Origin of the sequence: Alistipes sp. An31A (assembly GCF_002159425.1) — a bacterium.
Taxonomy (GTDB): domain Bacteria; phylum Bacteroidota; class Bacteroidia; order Bacteroidales; family Rikenellaceae; genus Alistipes; species Alistipes excrementigallinarum.
Genome location: NZ_NFIO01000004.1, coordinates 64,810 through 91,271 on the forward strand (window position 1 = coordinate 64,810; position 26,462 = coordinate 91,271).

Below are 26,462 nucleotides of genomic sequence, written 5' to 3' on the forward strand. Positions count from 1 at the left end.
AGCGGCAAAAAACGGAGCGAAAAGAGGCAACAGTCGCGAAAAAGACGTATTTTTGTTTGTCTTTTCAACCCATCCCTACAACCTGACTTTGTCATGAAAAAATCGCTGCTTCTGCTCTTTCTGCTACTGCTCTTTGCCCCTGCCGGGGCCGCCGAATCCCGCCCGCGCGAGGTGGTTGAGGCCGAGCAGGTGATTCGCCGCACGTTCGGCCGCCTGCCCGAAGAGCTCCGTCTGGTTCTGACCGCACCCGACGCCTCGGGCTGCGACGGCTATGCCGTGAGCGTCGACGACGGGCTGCTCCGCATCGAGGGGAGCAGCTGCGTGGCCCTCTGCCGCGGATTCTACGACTACATCCTCTCGCATGGATACGGCGTGGCCAACTGGTCGGGCAACCGCCTCGAACTGCCCGACCGTCTGCCCGACATGAAGCGGCGCGAGACCCGTTCGCCCTTCCGCCACCACCTCTATATGAATGTATGCACCTTCGGCTATACGACCCCCTTCTGGGACTGGAAGCGGTGGGAGCAGGAGCTCGACTGGATGGCACTCCACGGCTTCGACATGCCGCTGGCACCGGTGGCCACCGAGGCTATCCTGGCGCGCGTATGGCGCAAAATGGGGCTCACGCAGGAGGAAATCGACGCCTACTTCACCGGTCCGGCCCACATGCCCTGGATGCGCATGGGCAACATGACGGGGCTCGACGGCGCCCCCTCGCAGGAGTGGCACGAGCGGCAAATCGAGCTGCAGCACCGGATTCTGGAGCGCATGCGGGCGCTGGGCATGAAGCCCGTCTTCCAGGGCTTTGCCGGCTTCGTGCCCGACGGCATGCGGCGCCTCTACCCCGACCTGGCGCTGACCCGTACCCGCTGGTCGGGATTCGAGAGCAACCTCCTCTCGCCGCTCGACACGCGCTTTGTCGAAATCGGCGCGGCCTTTGTCCGCGAATGGGAGCGGGAGTTCGGCCCGGGCAAATACTATCTGGTCGACTGCTTCAACGAGCTGGACGTCCCCTTCGGCAAGAAGGGTTCCGACGAGCGTGCAGAGACGTTGCGCCGCTACGCGCGGACGGTCTACAGCTCGCTCTCCGAGGCGAATCCCGACGCCGTGTGGATGATGCAGGGGTGGATGTTCGGCTACCAGCGCACCATCTGGGACCCCCACAGCGTCGAGGCGCTGCTGAGCGGCGTTCCCGACGGGCGGTTGTGCATCATCGACCTTGCGGTCGACTTCAACGACTACGTCTGGCGTTCGGAGAGGAGCTGGGACTACTATTCGGGCCTCTACGGCAAGGAGTGGATATACAGCACGGTGCCCAACTTCGGCGGCCGCTCGGCGCTGACGGGCGTGCTCGACTTCTACGCCAACGGCCACCTCGGGGCGCTTGCCTCGCGCAACCGGGGCGAACTGGTCGGTTACGGCACCTCGCCCGAAGGAGTCGAGAACAACGAGGCGGTCTACGAGGTGATTTCCGCCGCCGGATGGAGCTCCCGCCGCATCGACGTGCTGCGGCTGCTGCACGACTATTCGCGGGCCCGCTACGGCAAGTCGGTGCGGGGCGTCGACCGCTTCTGGCGCGGCATGCTCGGCTCGGCCTACGGCGAGTTCACCAACAACGCCCGCTTCCGTTGGCAGCTGCGGCCGCTCTCGCGCCGCATGGCGACGATGGGGGTCAACGAACATTATTTCGAAGCCATCGAGGAGTTCCTCGGCGCGGCTCCCGAACTGGGCGAAGCGCCCAACTACCGCACCGATGCCATTCAGTATGCGGCCTTCTACCTTGCCGGCAAGGCCGATATCCTGCTCGATGCCGCCGTGTGGGCCGCCATGCACGGTGAGACGGAACAGGCTGCCCGCTGCGAGCGGCGCTTCCTCGCCCTGCTGCGCGAAGCCGACCGCCTGCTGGCCTCGCATCCCCTGTTGAGGCTGGAGCGCTGGAATGAGCAGGCCCGTGCGGCGGGCTGCTCGGAGGAGGAGCGCGACCGCTTCGTGCGCGAGCAGCGGCGCCTCATCTCCGTTTGGGGCGGCCCGTCGCTGAGCGACTATTCGGCCCGCATCTGGTCGGGCCCCATCCGCGACTTCTACATTCCGCGCTGGCGCAACTTCTTTGCGGCGCTCAACGAGGGGCGCAGCTTCGACTTTCGTTCGTGGGACGAGGGGTGGCACCAAACCGACACTCTTTCGCGCGTGAAGCCCTTTGCCGAGCCGCTTACGGCGGCCTGCAAGCTGGTCGAAGCGACCCGCGACATCTCGCCCGAGATGGTGCAGCGCCCCGAGCGGGCGGTCTGCTGCTGGCTGCCCTTCGACTTTGCGCAGGAGCGCACCCGGGTCTCCTTCACCATCGGACACGAGGAGTTCCGCCGCATGCGGGGGCTGCGCTTCACCACGCTGCGTGGCTCCGAGTCGGTGACGCTCGAAAAGCTCCGCATCACGGCCAGCCGCCACTGCTGGGCCGAACAGGAGCCCGCGCTGCGGATTGAGCCGGGTAGCGACGGCGTGACGCTCCGTGTGGAGAAGCGCGACGTGGAGGCCCCTCTGGCCAAGGAGTTCACCGTGACGCTCACGCTGCACGGACGTCCGGCTGCCGACAACTATACGGCCGTTGAGCTGCTCTACTGACCCTCTGCCGGCCGTTGCCCTCTTCCGTCCTCGTTTCGCCGGGCTTCGTCCCTCGCTCCTTGCGGCCGGAAAGTTGCACGGCGTGAAAATAAAACGTATTTTTGCGGCGCAAATCCATCGAATACCGAATTTTCGTATGCTCAGAGCCGGACATGTTCAGCAACTCACCGTGAGCCGCATCTCGGAACACGGACTTTTTCTGGCGGACGAGGAACAGCAGGAGGTGCTGCTGCCCAACCGCTATGTTTCGCTTGCCGACAAGGTCGGCGACACGAAGGAGGTCTTCGTCTACCACGACTCCGAGGACCGGCTCGTCGCAACGACCGAAACGCCTCTGCTCAAGGTCGGTGAGGCGGGTTACCTCAAGGTGGTTGACAAGACCGAACACGGCGCCTTCCTCGACTGGGGACTCTACGGCAAGGACCTCTTCCTGCCGAACCGCAACCAGCAGGGGGGCGTGCTTCCGGGACGGAGCTATATCGTCTACCTCTACGAGGACAACATCACGGGCCGCTGCGTGGCGACCATGAAGCTCAAGGGCTTCATCAACAACGATATCATCACCGTGGCTCCCCGCCAGGCGGTCGAGCTGCTCGTTGCCTCGGAGAGCCCCATCGGCTACCGGGTCATCGTGGCCAACCGCCACTGGGGCATGCTCTACCGCAACCAGCTGTTCCGTTCGGTGTCCATCGGCGAGCGGCTGCAGGGCTACGTCAGCCGCATCACCGACGACAACCGCATTGACGTGAGCCTGCAGCAGACGGGGCTGGCCCAGGTGAAGAGCTCGGCCGAGACGCTGTTGGCGCTGCTGCACGACAACGGCGGCTTCCTGCCGCTCAACGATGCGAGCGCACCCGAGGAGGTGGCCGCACGCACGCAGATGAGCAAGAAGGTCTTCAAGCGTTCGCTGGGCATGCTGCTCAAGCGCGGCGAGGTGGAGATGACGGAACGGGGAATCAAACTGCGCAAGGGAAAATGAGCCGAATCAATACCGCGGAACGGGTCTCGCGTGAGACCTCGGACAACTTTGTCTTCCAGCGCTCGCTGCTGGCCTACCACGCCGCCGCGGAGCGCGTTGGCGGCGATACGCTCGAAATCGGCACCGGTTCGGGCTATGGCATCGAGGTCATTGCGCCCCGTGTCGACCGTTTCGTGACGCTCGACAAGCATGTTCCGGCGCCCGAACTGCTGCAGGTGCCCAACGTGGAGTTCCGCCGGGCGACGGTTCCTCCTCTGCCTTTCGCGGACGAAAGTTTCGACTGCGTCATCTCGTTCCAGGTCATCGAGCATATCAAGGATGATGCCTTGTTCGTGCGCGAGGTGGCCCGCGTGCTGCGTCCGGGCGGCTGCTTCGTGGTGACGACGCCCAACGCCCCGATGTCGCTCACGCGCAATCCGTGGCACGTGCGCGAATACCGCCCCGAAGAGTTGCGGCGGCTGCTCGCGTCCTCGTTTGGCGAGGTGGAGCAGCTGGGCGTCTTCGGCGACGAAAAGGTGATGGCCTACTACGCCGAGAACCGCCGCAGCGTCGAGCGGCTGCTCCGCTTCGACCCGCTGGACCTCCAGCACCGCCTCCCCCGCCGGCTGTTGCAGCTCCCCTACGACCTGCTCAACCGGCTCAACCGCCGCCGGCTGCTGCATGCCAATACGGAGCTGACTACCTCGATTCGCATGGAGGACTACCGCATCGCCCCCGTCTCGGAGGAGTGCTTCGACCTCTTCTACATCGCCCGCAAATAGTCCCGCAGGGGGCTCGAAGGGCTATTCCGTAGTTTCTGAAAAGGCTGCCGCGAAGACAGCCTCCGGACAAGTGCAGGATTTCCGCGGCGTCCCGATTCCCGCACTTCGGTGTGCCGTCTGCCGCATTGGGCGTCAGGCTGTCCGGGGCCGCGCTCCGAAAATAGGGGGCGGAATGTTTCCCCGTCTCGCCTGCTTTTCGTAAATTCGCAGCCGATAACACCTTTTTCCATGCAACAACGCAGAGTCAATTTCCATACACTCGGCTGCAAGCTCAATTTCTCGGAGAGTTCCACCTTCGCCCGCCAGTTCGAACAGGGGGGCTACGTGCGTGTGGCTCCCGATGAGGAGGCCGACATTTGTGTCATCAACAGCTGCTCGGTCACGGAGCATGCCGACAAGAAGTGCCGCAACCTGATACGCAAGCTTCATCGCCGCAATCCGCAGGCAATCATCGCGGTGACGGGGTGCTACGCCCAGCTCAAGCCGCAGGAGATTGCCGCCATCGAGGGGGTCGACCTCGTGCTGAGCAACAACGACAAGGGCGAGCTCTACCGTCGCGTGACGGAGCTGGCCGGCAAGGGACGCGCGCAGGTCTACAGCTGCGAGACGGACGAGCTGACCAACTTCTTCGCCGCCTTCTCGAGCGGCGACCGTACGCGCGCCTTCCTCAAGGTGCAGGATGGCTGCGACTACTGCTGCTCCTACTGCACGATTCACTATGCCCGCGGCTCGAGCCGCAACATGCCCATTGCCGACCTGGTGGCCGAGGCGCGGCAGATTGCCGCCGCCGGGCAGAAGGAGATTGTCATCACGGGGGTCAACACGGGTGACTTCGGCCGGACGACCGGCGAGACGTTCATCGACCTGCTCCGTGCGCTCAACGAGGTCGAGGGCATCGAGCGCTACCGCATCTCCTCCATCGAGCCCAACCTGCTGACCGACGAAATCATCGCCTTCTGTGCCGCGTCGCCCAAGTTCCAGCACCACTTCCACATTCCGCTGCAGAGCGGTTCGGACCGGATTCTGGGGCTCATGCGCCGCCGCTATACGACGGCCCGCTTCGGCGAGCGGGTCGAGGCCGTGCGCCGGCTGATGCCCGACGCCTTCATCGGCATCGACGTCATTGTGGGCTTCCCGGGCGAAACGGAGGCCGACTTCCGCACGACGTACGACTTTCTGGAGCGGCTCGCTCCCGCCTTCCTCCACATCTTCCCCTTCTCGGAGCGCCCCGGAACGCCGGCCGTCGATTTTCCCGGCAAGGTGCAGTCGTCGGTGGCAACCCGCCGCGTGGAGGAGCTGGAGGCCCTCTGCGCGCGGCTGCACGGCGATTTCTGCGCCCGCGGAACAGGCACGGAGGCCGACGTGCTGTTCGAAAGCACGCGCCGCGGCGGTATGATGTTCGGCTTCACGGGCAACTACCGCCGCGTGAAGGTCCCCTACGATGCGGCACGCGTCAATACGGTCTGCCGCGTCCGGTTGGGAAAAATGGACGAATCGCACGACCTGGAAGGGGATATTCTGGGTTAAAATTCGTATATTTGCACTAAAAGTGAATAGGAAGCTATGATGACAGGTTTGCGCAAACGGGTGACTACGGGATTCGTGAGCATCGTCTGCCTGCTCTTCTTCTCGGGTATGGTCTCCTTCCTCGAGCTCAGCCACCTGAGCCGCGATACGGAGGATATCCTCAAGGCCAATGCCCGCAACATCGAGCTGGCCCGCGAGATGCTCGATGCCGCCCACGAGCAGAACATCGCACTGGTGCACCTCTCGGTCTTCGGCGACCGCGAGTATGACTCGCTGTGCCGTGCGAGCATGGAGCGGCTGGAGAGTGCGCTGCTGGTGGCTCAGACCGAGGCGCTCGACAAGTCGTTCCTCGATTCGCTGGCCTTTGCCACCACCGAGCTGCGCCTTCTGACGGACAGCTACCTGACGTGGGCCGAGGAGGCTCCCGCGGGAAAGCCCGCCACGGCCTCGGGACCCGATTCGCTGCGCCACGGCTGGTACGACGGCGAGTACGAGGCGTTATACGGGCGTCTGACCTCGGCCATCAAGAACTACATGACCTCGACCCAGAGCTCGCTGGCGCCCCGTGCCGAGCAGATGAAGAAGAACGCCTACCGGGCCGTCACGCCGGTGCTCATCTCGCTGGCAGTGATGATTGCCATCGTGCTGATGCTCTCCTACTTCATGAACCTCTACTGCGTCGACCCGGTGCTCAAGATGAACAAGGGGCTGGGCGACTACCTCGTCTACCGGGTTCCCTTTGTTGCCAAGGGGGACTTCAAGGACGAGATGCTGCAGCTCAAGGAGAAGATAGATGCGCTCATTGCGCTCTCGAAACAACAGAAAAACTGACGCGCCATGCGGATGGATGTAGTCTTGCGGTATGTGGGCAGCGTGATGCTTTTCATCGCGCTGTTCATGCTGCTTTCGGCCGTAATCTCCTACGTCAGCGGCGTCGACTCGTCGTTCTATCCGCTGCTGCTCTCCTCGCTGCTGACGGCCCTGCTGGGGGTCTTCCCGCTGATTTTCGTCGAGAAGAGCGAGCAGATTACCACCAAGGAGGGCTTCTGCATCGTCGTCGGCTCGTGGTTGGTGGCCTGCGTGGTGGGGATGTTCCCCTACCTGATTTGGGGAGGCGAGTTCAGTCTGGTCAACGCCTGGTTCGAAAGCGTCTCTGGCTTCACGACCACCGGCTCGTCGATTCTTACGGATGTTGAGGCGCTGCCGCGCGGCCTGCAGTTCTGGCGCTTCTCGTCGACGTGGATTGGCGGTATGGGCGTGGTGATGTTCGCCCTGCTGATTCTCCCCTCGCTGGGACGCAGCAAGATGACCCTCTCGAACGTCGAGCTCTCGTCGATGGCCAAGGACAACTACCGCTACCGGACGCAGATGATTGTCCAGGTTCTGCTGGTGGTCTACGTCGGACTGACGGTGCTGTCGACCCTGCTGCTCAAGATGGCGGGCATGAACTGGTTCGATGCGTTGTGCCACGCCATGTCGGCCTGCGCCACGAGCGGCTTCTCGACCAAGAATGCCAGCATCTCGTTCTACAACAGTCCGGCCATCGATACGATTCTCATCCTGGTGATGGCCATTGCCGGTATGCACTTCGGACTGATTTATGCGACGGTGACCGGCAAGCGGAGCAACCTGTTCCGCTCGGAGGTGACGCGTTTCTACGTCGGGATGCTCCTCTTCTGCAGCCTGGCCATCGCCGTGAGCCTCTATGCGGCGGAGCTCTACCCCACGTTCGGCACCTCGTTCCGCCACGCCTGCTTCCAGTTCGTCACGGTGGCCTCGACGACGGGCTTCGCCACGGCCGACTCCAATACGTGGACCTCGTTCGCCATCATCACGCTTCTGTTCGGGTCGATGGTCTGCGCCTGTGCCGGTTCGACGGCCGGCGGTATCAAGGTCAACCGTCTGGTGCTGGCGCTCAAAATGATGCGGGCACAGCTGCGCCAGCAGCAGCACCCCAATGCGGTGATTCGCTTCAAGCTCGACGGCGTGATGCAGGAGCGCGAGACGCTCCACGCCGTGATGACCTTCATCTTTGCCTACCTGTTGCTGCTGCTCATTGGTACGGTCTTCAGCACGGCCTGCGGGGTTGACCTGCTGACGAGCTTCTCGTCGTCTGTTGCCTCGCTGGGCAACGTCGGCCCCGGATTCGGCGAGGTGGGTTCGCTCGACAACTATTCGGGACTGCCCGCCATGGTGAAGGTTTCCAATACGCTGCTGATGTTGCTGGGGCGTCTCGAGATATTCGGTTTAATCCAGTGGTTCTTTATCAAATGGTGGAGATAATGCTACGTAAGATGTTCAAATACATGTTGTCTGCGGTGGCTCTGTGTACGGTCGGAACGCTCTGTGCGCAGGAGGTTGCCCCCCGCATTGCCGGTCTGGAAGGCAACGAAGAGTACATGTCGCTGCTGCGCGAGGATGCGCGGCTGCAGTTCCGCGAGGACTCCGTCACGCGGGTGATTGAAGAGTCGCGACGGCTGCTGCGCGAGGAGCCCGAGACGCGGGCCGAGCGTTCGCAGCAGATTCTGGCGCTCGAGAGCGAGGTCTTCGAAATCCGCAGCGCCAAGGGTCGTCTCATCGACCGAATCAATACCATCGAGCAGGATTGGATTCTCTCCAACCTCGGCTCGGAGCCGACGCCCGAGAGCGAGCAGCCGGCGCTGCCCGTGCGCAGCGGCCGGGTGCGCTATCTGGTCCAGAGCCCCTATTTCCGCGAGCAGCTGCCCCAGGCCGACTACGCCGCGCTGCAGCAGGCTCAGCGCGAAGAGTATGCGGCGGCGGAGGATGTGCAGCGCTATTTTGAAAACTACCGCGCTCTGGCCGACTCGGTGCAGGCCTACGAGAAGGTCGACAACGAGCAGGCTGCGACGTCGCTTTACGAGCACTGCACGGTGCTGCAGCAGCTCAACCGGACGCTGGCCGATTCGCTCTCGAAGCGTTGGAACTACATCTTCGACAACAAGTCCTACGCCTATTCCTACGTGCTCGAGACGCTGGGCCGCGAGGAGGCGCTGGCCCGCGAAGAGGAGCTGCTGGCCAAGGCAACGCGCCGTCTTGCCGCACTGAAGGGCAGGACCGAATCGGACGAGGTGGTCGACTACTTCCTGCGCAAGGAGGTGCTGCTCGACTACGAGGTCTCGGTGGCCGAGGCGCTTGGACTCGATGCGGCGCGCGACTCGCTGCGTCAGGCCGGCGTCTGGCTCAACGGCGCCGAGTTCCAGTTGCCGAAGATAGAGCTGCGCGAGCGTTACTTCCTCGACTACGACAGCATCACTTTCGCGTCGACGCCCCGCTATACCTACAAGAACCCGATTCCCGAGTGCCCGGTCTATACGAACGGCACCATCTACCGCATCCTGCTCGGAACGTTCAACACCAAGCGGGCCGTCTCGACCTTCCGGGGTGTCGAACCGCTCTTCTATCTGGTCAACGACGAGCACAAGTGGTGCTACTACGCCGGCGGCTTTGCAACGCGCGAAGAGGCGGAGGCTGCCCAGGCGCTGCTCAAGGAGCACGGGTTCCTCCGTCCCGAGGTGGTTGTCTGGGTCGACGGCGTCTACCGCAATCTGGCCCGCGACCCCCAGCCCGCCCTCTCCTATAGGGTTGAAATTGCCGGGCTGCCGGCGCTGCCCGACCCCGTAAAGGAGGCGATTGCCGCGACGGCAGGCGGCCGCGAACTCTCGCGTGTGGGTCAGCAGCTCTTCGTCGTGGGGCTCTTCGACGACCGGGCCGAGGCCCAGCGGGTGGCCGACGCCGTGGCGCAGGCGGACAACGCACTTGAAATAAAAGTGGCCGAAATCGCCCAACAAACGGAATAAAGCGTTAACTTTATAGCAGAACCAACAAGCCTCATCCGCCATGTTCTACATCATTCTGCTCATCGTGCTGGGACTGCTGTTCCTCGTTGCGGAAATCGTGCTGCTGCCGGGCGTCTCGGTCGGTGCACTGCTGGCGCTGGTCTGCGATGGAAGCGCCATCTACCTCGCCTTCCGCTACCACGACACTCCGACGGGCATCGTCGTGGTCGTGCTCATCGTCATCCTCTCGCTCGTGGCGACGATTCTCTCGCTGCGCGCCAAGACGTGGCAGCGCTTCTCGCTGCGCCAGAAGATTGACTCGTCGAGCATGCCTTCGCCCCAGACGCGGCTTCGCGTCGGCGAACGCGGCGTCACCCTTTCGCGCCTGTCGCCCATGGGCCGGGTCGAAATCGGAGGCGAACTCTACGAGGCCAAGTCGCTCGATGCCTACGTCGACCCCAGAACCGAGGTCGAGGTGGTCGGCTTCGAGAACTTCAGCGTCATCGTCAAACCAATCCCAAAACAATAACCGTAAAACTCCTCTCTGACCATGGATTTGCAATCGGGTATCATCATCCTCATCGTATTCGTCTGCCTGCTGGCCATCTGGCTGGTTTTCTACTTCATCCCTGTGGGGCTGTGGTTCTCGGCTCTGGTGTCGGGCGTGCGCATCAGCCTGCTGCAGCTGATTCTGATGCGCTGGCGCAAGGTTCCCCCTTCGACAATCGTCTCCTCGATGATTGAGGGGACGAAGGCGGGGCTGCATCTGGACCCCAACGAGCTGGAGGCGCACTACCTGGCCGGCGGCAACGTCACGAATGTTGTGCACGCGCTCGTATCGGCCCAGAAGGCCAACATCATGCTCGACTTCAAGATGGCGACGGCCATCGACCTGGCGGGTCGCGACGTCTTCGAGGCGGTGCAGATGTCGGTCAACCCGAAGGTCATCAATACGCCTCCGGTCGCCGCGGTGGCCAAGGACGGCATCCAGCTCATCGCCAAGGCGCGCGTCACCGTGCGTGCCAACATCAAGCAGCTGGTTGGCGGTGCGGGCGAAGAGACCGTGCTGGCCCGTGTGGGCGAGGGTATCGTCTCCTCGATTGGCTCGGCCGAGACGCACAAAATCGTGCTGGAGAATCCCGACTCCATCTCGCGCGTGGTGCTGGACAAGGGGCTCGATGCCGGAACGGCCTTCGAGATACTCTCGATTGACATCGCCGACATCGACGTGGGCAAGAATATCGGCGCCCAGCTCCAGATGGACCAGGCCGAGGCCGACAAGAACATCGCCCAGGCCAAGGCCGAGGAGCGGAGGGCCATGGCCGTTGCGCTCGAACAGGAGAACAAGGCCAAGGCGCAGGAGGCCCGCGCCAAGGTGATTCTGGCCGAGGCGGAGGTGCCGCTGGCCATGGCCGAGGCGTTCCGCAACGGCAATCTGGGCATCATGGACTACTACAAGATGAAGAACGTGATGGCCGATACCGCCATGCGGGAGTCCATCGCGCGCCCCGAGACCAAGAAATAGGCCTGCTGGACCATCGACAGCAAAACGCCGGGCGGATGAGGAGAATCATCCGCCCGGCGCTTTTGTTACGGGCTTATTTGGGCTGCTGTCCGAGTGGACAGCCGCTTTTAGTTGGGTAGCCGGGCCGCTGCCTTTGGGCTGGTCGCTCCGCCTGTCGGCCCGGTTGGCTGACTCCATTTTGCCGGCAGCTGTCTTTGGGCCGGCACGACCGGCACGACAGTCCTGCCCTTCCGCTACCCTTCCGTTGCGGGCTCCGGGACGCGCTCTTCGAGCCCGTCCCGCCATTTGACGGAGGCGTGCGTGCCGTCGCAGAAGGGTTTGTCGGCCGAACGTCCGCAGCGGCAGAGCACGACGCGGTTGCGTGCGGCGTAGGTGCGCCCGTCTTCGCGTCGGAGCGTAATGCCGCCGCGCAGCCACAATCCGCCGCTGGCCCCGATGGAGGGGGCCTCAATCAGCCCGAGACTCGGCTCGTAGAGGATTTCGAAGGGCTCGCCGCTCTGACGGTCGCGCGCCGTGAGGCGGCCTCCGGGGCAGAGCTCCGCCTCGTGGACGGCTCGCCGGCGGGACTCCGGCTCGTCGGAGCGCCCGACAAGCGAGCGCACGTCGCCCTCGGCCTGGCAGAAGCGGGCCAGCGTGCAGCGGCGCGGATTATCCTCGAGCGTGAGCGTCGCCCCCTCGATGACGGTGCGTCCCGCCGTGGTCTCCTGCATGGGTGCTGTGAGCGTCGGGTCCCAGGCCGTCGTGGCGTGCGTGCCGTCGCAATAGGGCTTGCGGCGCGAGGCGCCGCAGCGGCAGAGCGCCGTGGGGTCGGTCCGCATCTCGAAGCGGGTCCCCTCTTCGAATCCGGGACCGCCCGGACGCGGCCCGAGGCGGATGCTCTGCAGGTTCAGAGGCGGCCGTCCATAGACCAGATAGGGCCCCTTTTCCGTCACCACGACACCGTAGCGGTCGGCCGGGTTGTCTTTTTTCGTAGGTTCAATTTTGTGGTCCGACATACTATGAGGATTTAGAATTCGTTAGAAGAGAGGCGGCAATAATTGTTCCCGAATGCAAATATTCGGAAGGGGCAGTAGGAAATACGCCGCTTTTTGGTATCTTTGCGTGAATTTTCGAAGTTGAAAAATGATTTTTCCAACGCACATGAAGAGTTTTTTCGAACAGAGTATCCGATGGGTCGTACTGCTTGTCGTTGCGGCGGCATCGTTCGTCTCCTGCAGCAAGGATGGTGATTCGGGCCGTATGGTCCTCAGCCAGTCGGCGCTTTTCATCGAGGAGCCGGGTGGCACCGGAACGGTAGGCCTCACAACCTCGAACGTCAGCTCCATCTCATTTTCCAACCTCCCGGGCGGCTGGACGGCCGAGGCCGACCTCTCGACCGGGACGCTGCGCGTGACCGCCCCGTCGGTCATCGACGAGGAGCATGTCGAGTCGGGCAACCTCATCCTCTCGGGTCGTACGACCGGCGGAGGGTATGTCTCGGCGACGCTCTACGTGGCGATTGCCGCTACCGATGACCTTTCGACGCAGCAGGCCAACTGCTTCGTGGTGACCCGGCCCAATACCAACTACTCGTTCGACGCGACGCTGCGCGGCGAAACCTCCGAGATGATGCCCACGGCCAAGGTGGAGGTGGTCTGGCAGACCGAGTCGGGGCTGCTGCAGTACCTCAATCTGCGTGACGGCAAGGTGAGCTTCTACGTTGGTGCGGAGGACGATGACGAGACGCAAATCAAGCAGGGCAACGTGCTGCTCGGCGCCTACGATGCCGCGGGAACGCTGCTATGGACGTGGCATATCTGGATTACCGGCTACGACCCCGTGGGCAAGGCCGTCACGCTGGCCAACGGTACGACGGTCATGGGCAGCAATCTGGGCGCCATGAACAACTCCAACGCGACGACGGACGAAATCCTTGAATCCTACGGACTCTACTACCAGTGGGGCCGCAAGGAGCCCTTCATCGGCCCGAGCGCCTACAACTTCTCGATGGGCAGCAGCGAGGCGATGTATGACGGCAATGCTAAGCGCGTCTACAATGCGTTCGAAGCCTCCGATGCAACGAAGGGAACGCTGGATTATGCCTCGCGGCAGCCGCTCTGCTTCCTGCTCGGTGTCGAGCAGTCGCGCTACGACTGGCTCTATGCCTCGCACTCCGAGGAGCTGTGGAACTCCTCGTCGAAGAGCCTCTACGACCCCTGCCCCAAGGGGTGGCACGTCCCCTCGGCCGATGCCTTTGCGGGACTTTCGATTGCCGACAAGTCGGGCTCTGCCACGGATTACATGGATAAATACGGCTGGGAGCTGACCGACGGCACGGCGACGATGCTCTTCATGGGCGCCGGACGCCGCGTCTATACCGACGGCAAGTTCCAGAATGTCTACAACCCGCTGCCCGAATCGCGCAACGAGGCGCTCGAGGCGCAGCCCTGGGTGGGTCTCTACTGGACGGCCGATGCGCTGACCAATGCCCAATCGGCGGCCTTCTATTTCTACTTCAACAAGAAGGATGTGGCGGCGAGCGGTGTGGAGCCTTCGGTGGCCCACTACCGTGCCAACGGCATGCCGGTCCGCTGCGTGAAGGAGCAGTAGCCGCTCCGAAGCGACGGAATCGGACAAAACGACGCGGAAGCGGCCCCATGGGGCCGCTTCCGCTTTTTGGTATGACAGTTGCGGTTACGGCCCGAAAATCCCGCAACCATGAAAATCCGAACCGGCAAAGGGCCCATTCCGCTCTCGGCGCTGCTTGCCATCTGGTCCGTCTCGGCCGTCGCCTCGCTGCCGGGGCTGGCCGTCTCCCCCATTCTGGGCGACATGAACCGCATCTTTCCCCATGCCACCGACCTCGAGATTCAGATGCTCACGTCGCTTCCGTCGCTGCTCGTCATCCCCTTCGTGCTGCTGTCGGGTAAAATTTCCGAACGGCGCAACAAGTTCACGCTCCTGGCCACGGGGCTTGCGCTCTTCTTCCTGAGCGGCGTGGCCTGCCTCTTTGCAGGGAGCATGACCGAGCTGATTGTCATCAGTTCGCTCCTGGGCGTGGGTGCCGGCATGGTGATTCCCCTCTCGACGGGACTTGTGGTCGACTACTTCACGGGCGACTACCGCGTCCGGCAGTTGGGTTACAGCTCGGCCATCAACAACCTGACGCTCGTGCTGGCCACGGCGCTGGCCGGCTATCTGGCCAACATCGAGTGGCACCTCCCCTTTCTGGTCTATACGCTGCCGGGCATCTCCTTTGCGGCCGTCTTTCTGCTGCGCCGCACACCGGCGGCCGCCGAGCCGCCGCAGAGCGACCAGCTCAAGCACACCTCCATCGACTGGCGCAAGCTGGCCGGGGTGATGGCGCTCTACTTCGCCATCACCTTCCTGGTGCTTACGGTGACCTACTACGTCTCGTTTCTGGTCGAGGCCCGCGGGCTGAAGGATTCGCTCTCGGGAGTGCTCATCTCGTTGTTCTTTCTGGCCATCATGCTGCCCGGATTCCTGCTCAGACGGACCATCCAGCTGCTTCGGCAGCGGGTCAACGTCGTGTCGCTGCTGCTTATTGCCGTCGGTCTGGCCTGTATCGGCAGCTTCGGCAGCCGGGCGATGCTCGTGACGGGCTGCCTGCTTGCCGGTTTCGGCTATGGGGTGATGCAGCCGCTCATCTACGACAAGGCGGCCATCGTCGGACCGCCCCGCACCTCGACGCTCGCCTTGTCGCTCGTCATGGCGATGAACTACCTGGCCGTCGTGCTCTGCCCCTTCGTGATGGACCCCCTGGAGCACCTCTTCGGGCTCGTGCATCTGGGCGGAGAGCGCTTTCCCTTCCTCTTTAGTGCCGTCGTGGCGGCGCTGCTTGCCGGTGCGGCATGGCGGTGGCGCGACAGCTTCGCCCTCGGCCTCGACAGCTCCTACTACGCAAAAAGGCAGCCCTGAGCCGTCTGTCGCACAACGGAGACAAGGGGGCGGGAATCCACAACCGGGATTCCCGCCCCCCTCGTCCGTTTCAGAGCCGTGAGGTGTCCGCCCCACGCTGGCCCCGCAGGGGTCAGTTGTTCTGGAAGAAGAGCGGAATGTTGGCCATGAAGACATCGTGGCCGTTGAGCTGCTCGCGCTTGCGGAGCAGCTCGGCGAGCGTGACGTCGCCGATGACGTAGCTGCTCTCGGCGCAGTAGTACTCCTCGTGAATCTTCTCGAAGTCGAGGATATGCGGGATGTTGGTCGCCGAATAGCGGACGTAGATGCGCAGCGGGATGTCGGTCGTGTATTCGGGCAGCTGGAGGTAGTTCTGCTTCTTGTACTCGTAGCGGTAGTCGTGCTGCCGGGCCATGATGTCGCTCAGAATAGACGAGGCGGTCGGAAGGCTTCCCGCCCCCTTGCCGAACATGAACTGTCGGTCGTAGCACTCGCCGCGGATGACCACGCCGTTGTACTCGTCGTCGACGCTGTAGATGTACTTGTCGGGGGTGACGAACTCCGGCATGACGAACATCGTGAAGTGTTCGTCGCTCACCTTGACCACCTGGGCCACCAGCTTGATTTTGACCCCCTTCTCGCGGGCGTAGCGGATGTCCGACTCGTGAATGGTCGAGATGCCGTAGGTGAAAATCCGCTCCGGGGCGACGTAGACTCCCAGTGCGTGGACCGTGATGATGACCAGCTTGAAGAGCGAGTCGTAGCCCTCGATGTCGAACGAGGGGTCGCTCTCGGCGAAGCCGAGCTCCTGGGCCTGCGCCAGCGCGTGGGCGTAGGTGTCGCTGTGGTCGAAGACGCGCGAGAGGATGTAGTTCGACGAGCCGTTGAGAATGCCCTTCACCTCGAGCAGCAGGTCGTTGTCGTAGTACTCCTCGAGGTTGCGGATGACGGGAATCGAGCCGCACGACGAGGCGTCGTAGAGCAGCGCGACGTGGTGCGTCTTCTGGATTTCGATGAGCTCGGGCAGGTGGTGCGCCAGCATCGTCTTGTTGCCCGAGACGACGGGAATCCTCTTCAGCAGCGCCGACTTGACGATGTCGTAGGCAGCCGCCGGGTCGTCAATCACCTCGACGATGAGGTTGATGTCGGGGTTGGAGAGAATCTCGTCGGGCGAGTCGGTGAACCAGGAGCGCTCGATTGAGCGCGGCTTATCGAGCGAGCGGACGCAGATTTTGACAATCTCGGCATTGGCGTTCTTCGCCTTGCGGACCACCTCGTAGATGCCCTGTCCGACCACGCCGAAGCCGAAGAGTCCGATGTTGATTTTTTTCATATCGTTCTGTTTTTAATTGTTTACAAATGGATAGAGCAGCGCGTTGAGCTGTTCGTGCTCGACCAGAAAGCCGTCGTGGCCGAACTCCGAGACGATTTCGCCGTAGCGGCTGCCGGGTATCCGGTCGGCCAACCAGTGCATCTCGGCGGGCGTGAATACGAGGTCGGTCGTGATGCCGACCACCAGCGTCCGGGCCTTGATGCGCGCAAGGGCGGCCTCTACCCCGCCCCGTCCGCGCCCCACGTCGTGCGTGTCGAAGGCATTGAGGATGGCGTGGTAGGAGTAGGCGTTGTAGCGGCGGCAGAGCTTTTCGCCCTGATAGCGCTGGTAGGTCGAGGCGCGGTGCGGCAGGGTCGTCCCGTCGGGGTCCTGCTGCGTGCGGTTGTAGCCGCTGCCGCCCCGGTAGGTGAGCAGCCCGATGGCGCGGGCGGCCGCCATGCCCGCCCGTCCGGCATCGTCGCGCGGCTGGCCGAACGTCGGGTCGGCCTCGATGGCCATGCGCTGCGTCTCGTCGATGGCGATGCACCACGGCGAGGCCTTGGCCGCTGTGGCTATCAGCGCGAGCCGCTCGATACGCGACGGCTCTTCGACGGCCCACTCCACGGCCTGGAAGCCTCCGACCGAACTGCCGATGAGCGCTGCGATGCCTCCGATGCCCAGCGCATCGGCCAGCAGCCGGTGGGCGCGGACCATGTCGCGGATGGTGAAGTTGGGAAACGTGCCGTAGTAGGGCCGGCCGGTTGCGGGATTTGTGTGGAGCGGCCCCGTCGTGCCGTAGTGCGACCCGAGGATGTTGGCGCAGACAATGAAGTGGCGCGACGGGTCGAGAAAGCGCCCCTGCTCGACCGTGTGGGGCCACCAGTCGGCTACCTCGGAGTTGGCCGTCAGGGCGTGGCAGACCCAGATGACATTGTCCCGCGAGGGAGAGAACTGCCCGTAGGTGTGGTAGGCAATCGTCAGCCGGGGGAGCGTTGCGCCCGACTCCAGCGTGAAGGGGGCGTCGTATTCGAAATGCAGGGCTTCCATCAGAGGTGCTTGAGGGCTTCGTTCAAATCTTCGCGGATATCCTCGACGTGTTCGATGCCGAGCGAGAGGCGCAGCAGGTTGGGATAGACACCCGAGGCGACGAGCTCCTGCTCGTTGAGCTGCGCATGGGTGGTCGAGGCGGGATGAATCAGCAGCGTCTTCGTGTCGCCGACGTTGGCCAGATGGCTGATGAGGTGGAGGTTGTCGACGATTTTCGCCGCCTGCGCCGCATTGCCCCGTACGCGGAAGGTCAGTACGCCGCCGAAGCCGTTGCGCAGGTATTTGCATGCAAGCGCGTGGTATTTGCTGCTTTTGAGGCCCGGGTAGCTCACCTGCTCGACCTTGGGATGGCGCTCCAACCACGAGGCGATTTCGAGCGCGTTGTCCACGCAGCGCTGCACGCGCAGCGAGAGGGTCTCCAGCCCCTGCGTCAGCAGGAAGGCGTTGAAGGGGCTGATGCAGGAGCCGATGTCGCGCAGCCCCTCGCAGCGTGTCCGCACGGCAAAGGCCTTCGGTCCGCATTCGCGCCAGAAGTTGTAGCCGTGGTACCCCTCCGAGGGCTCGCTCAGCGCCGGATAGCGGCCGTTGCCCCAGTCGAAGTTGCCGCCGTCGATGACCACGCCGCCCAGACTCGTGCCGTGGCCCCCTATCCACTTGGTGGCCGAGTGCGTCACGACGTTGGCTCCCCACTCGATGGGCCGGCAGAGGTAGCCTCCGGCGCCGAAGGTGTTGTCGACCACCAGCGCGATGCCGTGGCGGTGGGCCAGCTTGGCAATCGGCTCGAAATCCGGAATGTTGAATTCGGGGTTGCCGATGGTCTCCAGATAGATGGCCTTCGTACGCTGGTCGATGAGTGAGGCGATGCTCTGCAGCGAGTCGCCCGAGGCGAAGCGCACCTCGACGCCCATGCGTGAGAGCGTATGTTTGAACTGGCTGAAGGTGCCGCCGTAGAGGAACGACGTGCTGACGATGTTGTCGCCCACCTCCGCCAGATTGGCCAGGGCGAGGTACTGCGCCGCCATGCCCGACGCGGCCGCCACGGCATCGGTTCCCCCCTCGAGTGCGGCCATGCGCCGCTCGAAGACCTCGGTGGTGGGGTTGCTCAGGCGGGTGTAGATGTGGCCCTCCTCCTTCAGCGCAAAGCGGGCTGCTCCCTGCGCTGCGCTGTCGAAGACGTAGGAGGAGGTCTGGTAGATGGGCAGGGCGCAGGCTCCCGTCGTCGGGTCGGGCCGTTGGCCGGCGTGCACCTGCAGGGTTTCGAATCGGTAGTTTTGCTTGGACATGGCGTGTCGTTTTTGTGTTTGCAAAAAAATATCCGGCCTTTTCGGGGCCGGATGTTATCGTTCATATGGATATGCGAACAACCTACCCCCGGCACCGTCGGCGGAACATGCACATCGAGTGCATCATCATCGAGCGCATTCGGAGTGCGCTGCCGGTCGTAAGGTTCGTACGCATGGTTTTTCTCTTGTTTGTTGACAAAGATACTCTTTTTTTGGTATGATTGTCCACTTCGGAGCATTTTTTTGTCGCGAAGCCCCGAAAAACAGCGTTCCCGGACGGAATCAAATCCGTCCGGGAACGCTGTGTCCGGTATGTCGGAGCATCAACTCCGGTCGATGAGGTCGATGCCCTCCTGCGTGGCGACGCCCCGAAGCAGGGCCCGGCAGATGAGCTGCAGCTCCTCGCGCGATGCCTGGTTGATGCGCATCTCGTAGAGCGAGCTTACAAGCCTTCCGGCAAAGGCCTCGGCATTGAGGTCCGTGAGGATAAATCCGTCCTGCTGGCAGCTTTCGAGCATGGAGGTCAGCTCCTTGTCCCAAACTACGCGGTGTTCGGCATACTGCTCGGCATAGGCGAGCTTCTGCTTCACATCGTTCAGGAAACAGCTGTCCACCAGGTAGAGGCTGTCGATGTATTCGTTCGTCAGGCGGAAGGTCTTCTGGAGCGACGTGGCGCGCAGCCGTCGGTAGCCCGAGATGCGGCGGCGAATCGAGCGGCCCATCTCGTCCAGACAGGCGTTGACCAGTTCGTTCTTGTCGGCGAACATGGTGTAGAGCGTCCGTTTCGAGATGCCGAGCGTCTGCGCAATCTCATCCACCCGCACGGCACGGATGCCGTTGCGGGAGATGAGTTCCTGCGTCGTGCGGATGATTTCCTCTCTGGTAGCTCCCCGCTTCATGACTACTCCTCCTCGGTGAGGTCGCGGCCGCCACCAAGTGCCTGGTAGAGGTTGACAACACCCTGAATCTCATCGAAGCGGTCGGCAATCTGCGAGAGCTGGGCCGACAGCAGCGACTGCTGTGCGGTCAGCACCTCGAGATAGGTCGTCGAGCCGTGCTGCATGAGCAGTTCGGTGCTCTCCACGGCGCGGGCCATGGCCTCAATCTGGTTGATGCGCAGGTCGGTCTTTGCCCGTGCGTTCTGATACTGCGTCAGGGCGTTGTTCACCTCGGCACCGGCGTTGAGCAGCGTCTGCTGGAACGAGAGCTTGGCCTCCTCCTGCTGTGCCTTCATGATTTTCACCTGGGCGCGGTTGGCTCCGGCGTTGAAAATCGGCTGGAGCAGCGAGCCGGCTGCCGTGAGCAGCAGCTTGCCCGGGTTGACAATCATGGCACCGGCGCTGTTGGTCCAGCCGGCCGTACCGCTCAGCGTAATCGACGGGTAGAGGGCCGAACGGGCCTGGCTCGTTGCGTAGTAGGCCTGCATGAGGGCATACTCGGCGCTGCGTACGTCGGGACGGTTCGAGAGCATCTGAACCGGAACGCCGACGACAATCTGCTCGGGAAGCTGCTGTGCGTCGAGGCTGCCGCGCTCAATCTGCTGCGGGGCGATGCCCAGGATGGAGCAGAGGCTGTTCTCCGTCTGACGAATCGAGGTCTCGATGTCGCGCAGCGATGCCACCACGGCGAAGTAGTTGCCCTCGTACTGGGCAACGCCCGCCTCGTTGGTCATGCCGGCAGCCTTCAGCGCGCGCATCGTCTCGACGCTCTGCTCCCACTTCATGGCCGTCTCACGCGTCACCTCCTGCTGGCTGTCGAGCATGAGCAGCGTGTAGTAGAGGTTGGCGATGTTGGCGATGAGCTGCGTTTTGACCGCCTGCTCGTACTGCTGGCTCTGGGCGTAGAGCGCCTTGGCCTTGCGCTTGGCGTTGGTCAGACCGTTGAAGATGTCGATTTGCCAGCTTGCCGTGACGGGGATGCTGTAGGTCTTCGTCGTATTCTGGTTGTCGAAGCTGCTGATGCTCCCCTGCGGTGCGAAGTTGAACGACGGCAGGTAGGCCAGGCGTGCCGACTTGAGCGTCGCCTCGGCCTCCTTCACGCGCCACTGTGCCGACTGCAGGTCGGTGTTGTTGGCAAGACCCTCCTCGATGAGGCTCTGCAGGGCCGGGTCGGTGAAGACCTCCTGCCAGCGGAGATTGCCCAGAGTCATCGTATCGGCGCTCTCCGCGTCGCCGTAGAGTCCGTCGGTCTGGATTTCGGGACGGGTATAGGGCTTGTAGATGCCGCAGCCGGTCATGGCGACTGCCAGGCAGATGATAACTATCTTTTTCATGTGTTACTCCTCCTTCTCATTTTTGACCTCTTCCACTTCGGCGCGAACGGACCACTGCGGATCGGGATCGAGCTCGAGGGGTTTAACCTTCTCCTGAAGGGTTTCGAAGACGATGAACAGCGTCGGTACGAGGATCAGCAGCGCCAGCGTACCCACAATCATACCGCCTACGACACCCGTACCGAGGGTCGCGTTACCGTTGGCACCGGCACCGGTCGAGAATACCAGCGGGAGCATACCCAGCACGCAGGTGAGCACCGTCATCAGAACCGGGCGCAGACGGGCCTTGGCGGCCGATACGGCGGCCTGCGTGAGGCTCATGCCGGCGCGGCGGCGGTCGGCGGCGTACTCCGTAATCAGGATGGCCGTCTTCGACAGCAGACCAATCAGCATGATGATACCCGTCTGCAGGTAGATGTTGTTCTCGAGACCCATGATTTTGGCGAGAAGGAACGAACCCATCAGACCGCACGGTACGGCCAGGATGACGGCGAACGGAATCAGGTAGCTCTCGTAGAGGGCGCTCAGGATGAGGTAGATGAACAGAAGGCAGATACCGAAGATGATGAGCGTGTTGCTCGTCGTCTGGGCCTCCTCGCGGGTGATACCGTCGAACTCGTAGCCGTAGCCCTTCGGGAGCACCTGGTCGGCAACCTCGCGGATGGCGTTGATGGCGTCACCCGACGAATAGCCCGAGGCGGCGGTGCCCTGTACCGAGATGGCGTTGTAGAGGTTGAATCGGTTCAGCACGTCGGAGCTGTAGACCTTCGTCAGTTCGACGAACTCTCCCACGGGCGCCATCTCACCGCTGTCGGTGCGGACGTAGATGTTGTTGAGCGACTCCACGTCGAGTCGGTCCTCGGGACGGGCCTGCAGCGTCACGTAGTACATCTTCGAGAAGCGGTTGATGTACGATGCGTACTGGCCGCCGTAGTATCCCGCGATGGTCGACAGAATCGTCGAGGGCGAGACGCCGGCACGTTTGGCCTTCGCCGCGTCGATGCTTACCATGTACTGCGGGAAGTTGATGTTGAACGACGAGTAGGCCCGCTCGATTTCCGGACGCTGGTTGAGTGCGCCGATGAACTGCTGGAAGATGCCGTAGAAGTCGGTGAGCTCACCGCCGGCGCGGTCCTGCAGATACATCGAGAAACCGGACGTCGTACCGTAACCCGAAATCATAGGGGGTGCCACGGCGAAAATCTGGGCATTCTTGATGTCGGCCGTGCGGGCGTAAATCTGACCGATGACGGCGTGTACCTCATCCTCGGGATTCGGACGCTCGTCCCAGTTCTTCAGCTTGACGATACCCATGGCGTAGGAGGAACCTGCGGCCGAGGCAATCATGTTGAAGCCGGCGGTCTCCATGGCGTTCTCCACCTGCGGAATGTCCGCGATGCGGTTGGCAACCTGCTCGAGCACCTTGTAGGTCTCCTCGAGCGACGTACCGGGCGAGGTGGTCACGTTGACCATGATGGTACCCTGGTCCTCGTCGGGCACAAGACCCGTCTTGGTCGAGTTCATCAGCAGTACGAGCGCCGCAATGGCGATGACGAAGGTCGACCACATCAGCCACTTGTGCTTGATGAAGACCATCACGCCGCGCTTGTACTTGTTAATCAGTGCGTTGAAAATCGTATTGAAGGCCTTGCGGAAGCGTGCGGCGAAGTTGTCGCGCATCTCGCCGTTCTCATCCAGGTAGGGCTTCAGCAGCAGGGCGCAGAGGGCCGGCGACAGCGTCAGTGCGTTGATGGCCGAGATACCGACGGCCACGGCCATCGTAATACCGAACTGCGTGTAGAAGACACCGGACGTACCGCCCATCATGGCCACGGGGATGAACACCGCCATGAAGACCAGCGTCGAGGTGATGATGGCAGACGTAATACCCGACATGGCGTCGATGGTGGCCATGTACGAGGATTTGTAACCGGCATCGAAGCGCGCCTGCACCGCTTCGACCACAATGATGGCATCGTCGACGACCGTACCGATTGCCAGCACCAGCGCGAAGAGCGTCAGCAGGTTGATGGAGAATCCGGCAACGGAGAGGAAGGCGAAGGTACCGATGAGCGACACGAAAATCGAGACCGTAGGAATCAGCGTCGAGCGTATATCCTGCAGGAAGACGTATACCACCAGCACCACGAGGATGATGGCCTCGATGAGGGTCTTGATCACCTCGTTGATGGAGGCGAAGAGGAAGTCGTTCACACTGTGCAGGTGGGCGATGGCCATGCCCTTCGGCATGTCGGCCTCCACCTCGTCGAGCAGCTCGTTGATTTGGTTGACGACCTCCGTAGCGTTCGAACCGGCCGTCTGGAAGACCATGGTGCTGACGCCCGGGTGGCCGTTCGTCTTGCCGACGTAGGCGTAGGACTCACGACCCAGCTCGATGTCGGCGACATCCTTCAGACGGAGAATCGTACCGTCGTTCTGAGCCAGGATGACGATGTTCTCGAACTCCTCGGGCTGCGTCAGACGACCCGTATACTTCATCGTATACTGGAAGGCGTTCTTCGAGTTCTCACCCAGCGAACCGGTCGAGGCCTCGAGGTTCTGCTCGGCCAGCACGGCCGTGATGTCCGAAGGCATGAGGCGGTACTGCGCCATGACGTCGGGCTTGAGCCAGATACGCATCGAGTAGTCGGCGCCCAGCGTGAAGGCCTCACCTACGCCCGGGATGCGGACGATACGGGGCTCGATGTTGATTTTCGAGTAGTTGGCCAGGAAGCCTTCGTCGTAGGTGTCGTCGGGGCTGTAGAGCGAGAAGATTTTCACCATCGAGGTCTGGCGCTTCATGGTGGTCACACCAATCTGCGTTACCTCGGAAGGCAGCTGTCCGGTGGCCGTCGAAACCTTGTTCTGCACGTTCACGGCCGCCATGTCGGGGTCGGTGCCCTGCTTGAAGTAGATGGAAATCGAGGCGGAACCTGCGGCGGCGGCCGAGGTGATGTAGGTCATGTCCTCCACGCCGTTGATGGCCTCCTCAAGCGGGATGACAACCGATTTCTGAATCGTTTCGGCGCTGGCGCCCGGGTACGAGGCACGCACCATCACCGTCGGAGGTGCAATGTCGGGATACTGCTCGACCGGAAGCGTGGCCAGGCCGATGATACCGGCAATGACAATGACGATGGAGATGACCGACGCCAGTACGGGCCGTTCTATGAAATTTTTGAGTGTCATGGGTTATTCCTCCTTTGCATTTTGGGTTTGGGCGGCAGCCTCTTCCGTCTGGGCGGCCGTCTGGTTCATCTCGGCAGCCTGTCCGTTCTCCGTCGTCTGTGCGGCGGCAGCGGCAGCCTGGCCCTTCGGCACGACGGGCGTACCCTCGCGCATCAGACCTACGCCCTCGGTGATGATGACCTCACCCGGCGTCAGACCGGCGGTGACGATGTACTCCCGACCGTTCGAAATCTTCTCGACCTCAATCATCGACGAGGTGGCCTTGCCGTCCACGAGCTTGTAGACGTAGACCTTGTCCTGAATCTCGAAGGTGGCCGTCTGGGGAACGACGATGCAGTCCTTGTAGAGGTTCGGCATGATGATGTTGCCGGTGCTTCCGCTCAGCAGCAGACCGTTCTCGTTGGGGAATACGGCACGCAGCTGGACACTGCCCGTCGAGGTGTCAACCACGCCGCTGATGGACTCCACGCGGCCCGTCTGGTCGTAGACCGTACCGTCGTTGAGCTGCAGCTGCACGTCGGGCATGTTCTTGAGCGTCTCGGCAATCGAGCCGTAGCGGCGCGTCAGGTTGAGCTGCTGCTTGGCCGTCATCGAGAAGTAGACATACATCGTCGAGTTGTCCGATACGGTGGTCAGCGGCTGGGGAATCGAAGCGCTGACCAGCGCGCCGACACGGTACGGCAGCGTGCCGACCACGCCGTTCGACGGAGCCTTGACAACCGTATAGGAGAGGTTGTTGGCGGCGTTGACCAGGGCGGCGTCGGCCTGGGCGAGCTGAGCCTTGGCTGTCAGCAGGCTGTTCTCGGCCGTCGAGAGGTCATACTGCGAAACGACGTTGCGCGAGAAGAGCTCCTTCTTGCTGTCGTAGGTCAGCTGTGCGGTGGCTACGGCAGCCTTGGCTGCTTCCACATTTGCTTCGGCCGTGCGCAGGGCGGCCTTGTAGGGCACCTGGTCGATGATGAAGAGCGTCTGACCCTTGGTCACGCGCTGACCCTCGGTGATGCAGACCTGCGAAATCGTACCCGAGACCTGCGGATAGATGGCGATGTCCTGCCGTCCCCGAATCGTTGCCGAGTAGTTGGTCGGAATCGTACGGTCGGTCGTGGTGATGGTTTGCACGGAATACTCCGCGGCTCTTTGCTGAGTCGGTGCCTGTCCGCACGAAACGACTGCCATACAGCAAGCGACGAGCGCTGCCTGTACAAATGTTTGCTTCATAGTTTCTTCTTATTTTATACTAAAAAACTTTTTCAGGTGCAAAAGTATCGTATTCTCCTCCGGTTTATCCTTATATATTGCGAACAGTGTTGGTACTTTTCGGAATAACAAAGTGCGTATATGCTTATTTATCCCTATTTTTGTTCGAAAAAAGCAACGAACCCCATGCCTGCAACAAATCCCATTGTCACTACCGATACCGAACAATTCGTAGTCGGAGACTCCGATTTGCGCTACTTTTACAACTACCCCGCGCGCTGCGAATGCGGAGCCATCATCCTCTGCCGCAGCGGAAATGCCGAGGCGACGGTTAATCTGCGCCGGGGGCGCATCGAGCCCAATACGATTCTGCTGATGCTGCCGGGCAGCATCCTGATGCTGACAGACGTGTCGGACGATTTCCAGGTCACCTACTGCGCCTATTCGCGAGACATCTTTGCCGAGGCGAGCTTCCGCATGGAGCCTGCCTTTTTCCGCTTCCTGAGCGAGAATCCGATTTGCTACCCGCACGGGAACGAGAACGGCATCCACATCTGGTTCGACATCGCCACCTATACTTATCAGGACCGCGAGAACATCTTCCGCAACACGATTATCAAGAACCGGGTTCAGAACATCCTACTCGAAATCTACGACAAGCTCCAGCGCTTTGCCGAGCGCGACCGCCCGGCTCCCGGAACGACCAACCGTCAGGCGGAACTCTTTCACCGCTTTCTGGCTCTGGTGCACGACCATTGCTCCGAGCAGCGCGACGTGGCCTTCTATGCCGACAAGCTCTGTATCTCGACGCGCTACCTGTCGACCATCGTGCAGAACGTCTCGCACTCATCGGCCAAGGAGCTGATAGACAAGTCGGTCATCCTTGAAATCAAGATGATGCTCCAGTCGACCGACCTCTCGGTGCAGGAGATTGCCTATCGCCTCCACTTCCCCGACCAGTCCTATCTGGGACGCTATTTCAAGAAGCATACGGGGGTCTCTCCGACGGGATACCGTCGAAAATCCTGAGGCGTTGCATACCATGCGCTCCCAAACG

General features: G+C 62.3%; 20 protein-coding genes. 12 read left to right on the forward strand and 8 right to left on the reverse strand.

Annotated features, from left to right (window positions below; translation table 11 throughout):
• Positions 1-93: 93 nt before the first annotated feature.
• The 9 genes from B5F90_RS05350 to floA all read left to right on the forward strand — a co-directional run bounded on the left by B5F90_RS05350 (position 94) and on the right by floA (position 11,208).
• The gene (locus B5F90_RS05350) at positions 94-2,619 is read left to right on the forward strand and encodes an alpha-N-acetylglucosaminidase (RefSeq protein WP_087361776.1); all 2,526 of its coding nucleotides are present in this window, start codon (positions 94-96) and stop codon (positions 2,617-2,619) included.
• A 136-nt stretch (positions 2,620-2,755) separates the two neighbouring features.
• Positions 2,756-3,598, forward strand: a complete 843-nt coding sequence (locus B5F90_RS05355) for a S1-like domain-containing RNA-binding protein (protein WP_087361777.1) — start codon at positions 2,756-2,758, stop codon at positions 3,596-3,598.
• Positions 3,595-4,359 carry a class I SAM-dependent methyltransferase gene (locus B5F90_RS05360; protein ID WP_087361778.1) on the forward strand — a complete coding sequence of 255 codons (765 nt, stop codon included), beginning with the start codon at positions 3,595-3,597 and terminating at the stop codon, positions 4,357-4,359. Before B5F90_RS05355 ends, B5F90_RS05360 begins: the two co-directional genes overlap by 4 nt.
• Before the next feature lie 228 nt (positions 4,360-4,587).
• A complete protein-coding gene (gene mtaB / locus B5F90_RS05365) occupies positions 4,588-5,886 on the forward strand; it encodes a tRNA (N(6)-L-threonylcarbamoyladenosine(37)-C(2))-methylthiotransferase MtaB (protein ID WP_087361779.1) in 1,299 nt (432 codons plus the stop codon).
• Between the two features lie 39 nt (positions 5,887-5,925).
• Positions 5,926-6,717: a hypothetical protein gene (locus tag B5F90_RS05370; protein ID WP_087361871.1), complete on the forward strand. Its 792-nt coding sequence runs from the start codon at positions 5,926-5,928 to the stop codon at positions 6,715-6,717.
• Positions 6,718-6,723: 6 nt separating this feature from the next.
• Positions 6,724-8,169, forward strand: a complete 1,446-nt coding sequence (locus tag B5F90_RS05375) for a TrkH family potassium uptake protein (protein ID WP_239307748.1) — start codon at positions 6,724-6,726, stop codon at positions 8,167-8,169.
• Positions 8,169-9,704, forward strand: a complete 1,536-nt coding sequence (locus tag B5F90_RS05380; RefSeq protein ID WP_087361873.1) for an SPOR domain-containing protein — start codon at positions 8,169-8,171, stop codon at positions 9,702-9,704. Before B5F90_RS05375 ends, B5F90_RS05380 begins: the two co-directional genes overlap by 1 nt.
• A gap of 40 nt (positions 9,705-9,744) precedes the next feature.
• Positions 9,745-10,212: an NfeD family protein gene (locus B5F90_RS05385; protein ID WP_087361780.1), complete on the forward strand. Its 468-nt coding sequence runs from the start codon at positions 9,745-9,747 to the stop codon at positions 10,210-10,212.
• 21 nt (positions 10,213-10,233) lie between these two features.
• Positions 10,234-11,208, forward strand: coding sequence for a flotillin-like protein FloA (gene floA / locus B5F90_RS05390; RefSeq protein WP_087361781.1), 975 nt, complete (start codon positions 10,234-10,236; stop codon positions 11,206-11,208).
• A gap of 233 nt (positions 11,209-11,441) precedes the next feature.
• On the opposite strand, the gene B5F90_RS05395 is transcribed toward floA, so the two are convergent.
• Positions 11,442-12,203, reverse strand: a complete 762-nt coding sequence (locus B5F90_RS05395; protein ID WP_087361782.1) for a CDGSH iron-sulfur domain-containing protein — start codon at positions 12,201-12,203, stop codon at positions 11,442-11,444.
• A gap of 145 nt (positions 12,204-12,348) precedes the next feature.
• Here B5F90_RS05395 and B5F90_RS05400 point away from each other — a divergent pair, with 145 nt between their 5' ends.
• The gene (locus B5F90_RS05400) at positions 12,349-13,797 is read left to right on the forward strand and encodes an FISUMP domain-containing protein (protein ID WP_087361783.1); all 1,449 of its coding nucleotides are present in this window, start codon (positions 12,349-12,351) and stop codon (positions 13,795-13,797) included.
• 108 nt (positions 13,798-13,905) lie between these two features.
• A complete protein-coding gene (locus tag B5F90_RS05405; RefSeq protein WP_087361784.1) occupies positions 13,906-15,126 on the forward strand; it encodes an MFS transporter in 1,221 nt (406 codons plus the stop codon).
• A 112-nt stretch (positions 15,127-15,238) separates the two neighbouring features.
• On the opposite strand, the gene B5F90_RS05410 is transcribed toward B5F90_RS05405, so the two are convergent.
• The 7 genes from B5F90_RS05410 to B5F90_RS05440 form a co-directional block, all read right to left on the reverse strand.
• The gene (locus B5F90_RS05410; protein ID WP_087361785.1) at positions 15,239-16,438 is read right to left on the reverse strand and encodes a homoserine dehydrogenase; all 1,200 of its coding nucleotides are present in this window, start codon (positions 16,436-16,438) and stop codon (positions 15,239-15,241) included.
• A 12-nt stretch (positions 16,439-16,450) separates the two neighbouring features.
• On the reverse strand, positions 16,451-17,464 hold the full coding sequence (metX, locus tag B5F90_RS05415) for a homoserine O-acetyltransferase (protein ID WP_087361786.1): 1,014 nt from the start codon (positions 17,462-17,464) through the stop codon (positions 16,451-16,453).
• Positions 17,464-18,747 (reverse strand): aminotransferase class I/II-fold pyridoxal phosphate-dependent enzyme, encoded by a 1,284-nt coding sequence (locus B5F90_RS05420; protein ID WP_087361787.1) that lies wholly within the window; start codon positions 18,745-18,747, stop codon positions 17,464-17,466. Before B5F90_RS05420 ends, metX begins: the two co-directional genes overlap by 1 nt.
• 323 nt (positions 18,748-19,070) lie before the next feature.
• On the reverse strand, positions 19,071-19,646 hold the full coding sequence (locus B5F90_RS05425; RefSeq protein ID WP_087361788.1) for a TetR/AcrR family transcriptional regulator: 576 nt from the start codon (positions 19,644-19,646) through the stop codon (positions 19,071-19,073).
• Positions 19,647-19,648: 2 nt separating this feature from the next.
• Positions 19,649-21,019 carry a TolC family protein gene (locus tag B5F90_RS05430; RefSeq protein WP_087361789.1) on the reverse strand — a complete coding sequence of 457 codons (1,371 nt, stop codon included), beginning with the start codon at positions 21,017-21,019 and terminating at the stop codon, positions 19,649-19,651.
• Positions 21,020-21,022: 3 nt separating this feature from the next.
• Entirely contained in the window at positions 21,023-24,208 is a 3,186-nt protein-coding gene (locus tag B5F90_RS05435; RefSeq protein WP_087361790.1) for an efflux RND transporter permease subunit, read from the reverse strand.
• Between the two features lie 3 nt (positions 24,209-24,211).
• The gene (locus tag B5F90_RS05440; protein ID WP_087361791.1) at positions 24,212-25,426 is read right to left on the reverse strand and encodes an efflux RND transporter periplasmic adaptor subunit; all 1,215 of its coding nucleotides are present in this window, start codon (positions 25,424-25,426) and stop codon (positions 24,212-24,214) included.
• Positions 25,427-25,591: 165 nt separating this feature from the next.
• On the opposite strand from B5F90_RS05440, the gene B5F90_RS05445 reads away from it, so the two are divergent.
• Entirely contained in the window at positions 25,592-26,434 is an 843-nt protein-coding gene (locus tag B5F90_RS05445; protein WP_087361792.1) for a helix-turn-helix domain-containing protein, read from the forward strand.
• Positions 26,435-26,462: the final 28 nt, after the last annotated feature.

Excerpts from the sequence above, each read along its gene's own strand:
- B5F90_RS05395 (WP_087361782.1), bottom strand. The coding sequence starts at position 12,203 with ATGTCGGACCACAAAATTGAACCTACGAAAAAAGACAACCCGGCCGAC.
- B5F90_RS05355 (WP_087361777.1), top strand. The coding sequence starts at position 2,756 with ATGCTCAGAGCCGGACATGTTCAGCAACTCACCGTGAGCCGCATCTCG.
- B5F90_RS05370 (WP_087361871.1), top strand. The coding sequence starts at position 5,926 with ATGACAGGTTTGCGCAAACGGGTGACTACGGGATTCGTGAGCATCGTC.
- mtaB (WP_087361779.1), top strand. The coding sequence starts at position 4,588 with ATGCAACAACGCAGAGTCAATTTCCATACACTCGGCTGCAAGCTCAAT.
- B5F90_RS05430 (WP_087361789.1), bottom strand. The coding sequence starts at position 21,019 with ATGAAAAAGATAGTTATCATCTGCCTGGCAGTCGCCATGACCGGCTGC.
- B5F90_RS05405 (WP_087361784.1), top strand. The coding sequence starts at position 13,906 with ATGAAAATCCGAACCGGCAAAGGGCCCATTCCGCTCTCGGCGCTGCTT.
- B5F90_RS05350 (WP_087361776.1), top strand. The coding sequence starts at position 94 with ATGAAAAAATCGCTGCTTCTGCTCTTTCTGCTACTGCTCTTTGCCCCT.
- B5F90_RS05385 (WP_087361780.1), top strand. The coding sequence starts at position 9,745 with ATGTTCTACATCATTCTGCTCATCGTGCTGGGACTGCTGTTCCTCGTT.
- metX (WP_087361786.1), bottom strand. The coding sequence starts at position 17,464 with ATGGAAGCCCTGCATTTCGAATACGACGCCCCCTTCACGCTGGAGTCG.
- B5F90_RS05400 (WP_087361783.1), top strand. The coding sequence starts at position 12,349 with ATGAAGAGTTTTTTCGAACAGAGTATCCGATGGGTCGTACTGCTTGTC.
- floA (WP_087361781.1), top strand. The coding sequence starts at position 10,234 with ATGGATTTGCAATCGGGTATCATCATCCTCATCGTATTCGTCTGCCTG.
- B5F90_RS05380 (WP_087361873.1), top strand. The coding sequence starts at position 8,169 with ATGCTACGTAAGATGTTCAAATACATGTTGTCTGCGGTGGCTCTGTGT.
- B5F90_RS05435 (WP_087361790.1), bottom strand. The coding sequence starts at position 24,208 with ATGACACTCAAAAATTTCATAGAACGGCCCGTACTGGCGTCGGTCATC.
- B5F90_RS05440 (WP_087361791.1), bottom strand. The coding sequence starts at position 25,426 with ATGAAGCAAACATTTGTACAGGCAGCGCTCGTCGCTTGCTGTATGGCA.
- B5F90_RS05420 (WP_087361787.1), bottom strand. The coding sequence starts at position 18,747 with ATGTCCAAGCAAAACTACCGATTCGAAACCCTGCAGGTGCACGCCGGC.
- B5F90_RS05425 (WP_087361788.1), bottom strand. The coding sequence starts at position 19,646 with ATGAAGCGGGGAGCTACCAGAGAGGAAATCATCCGCACGACGCAGGAA.
- B5F90_RS05410 (WP_087361785.1), bottom strand. The coding sequence starts at position 16,438 with ATGAAAAAAATCAACATCGGACTCTTCGGCTTCGGCGTGGTCGGACAG.
- B5F90_RS05375 (WP_239307748.1), top strand. The coding sequence starts at position 6,724 with ATGCGGATGGATGTAGTCTTGCGGTATGTGGGCAGCGTGATGCTTTTC.
- B5F90_RS05360 (WP_087361778.1), top strand. The coding sequence starts at position 3,595 with ATGAGCCGAATCAATACCGCGGAACGGGTCTCGCGTGAGACCTCGGAC.
- B5F90_RS05445 (WP_087361792.1), top strand. The coding sequence starts at position 25,592 with ATGCCTGCAACAAATCCCATTGTCACTACCGATACCGAACAATTCGTA.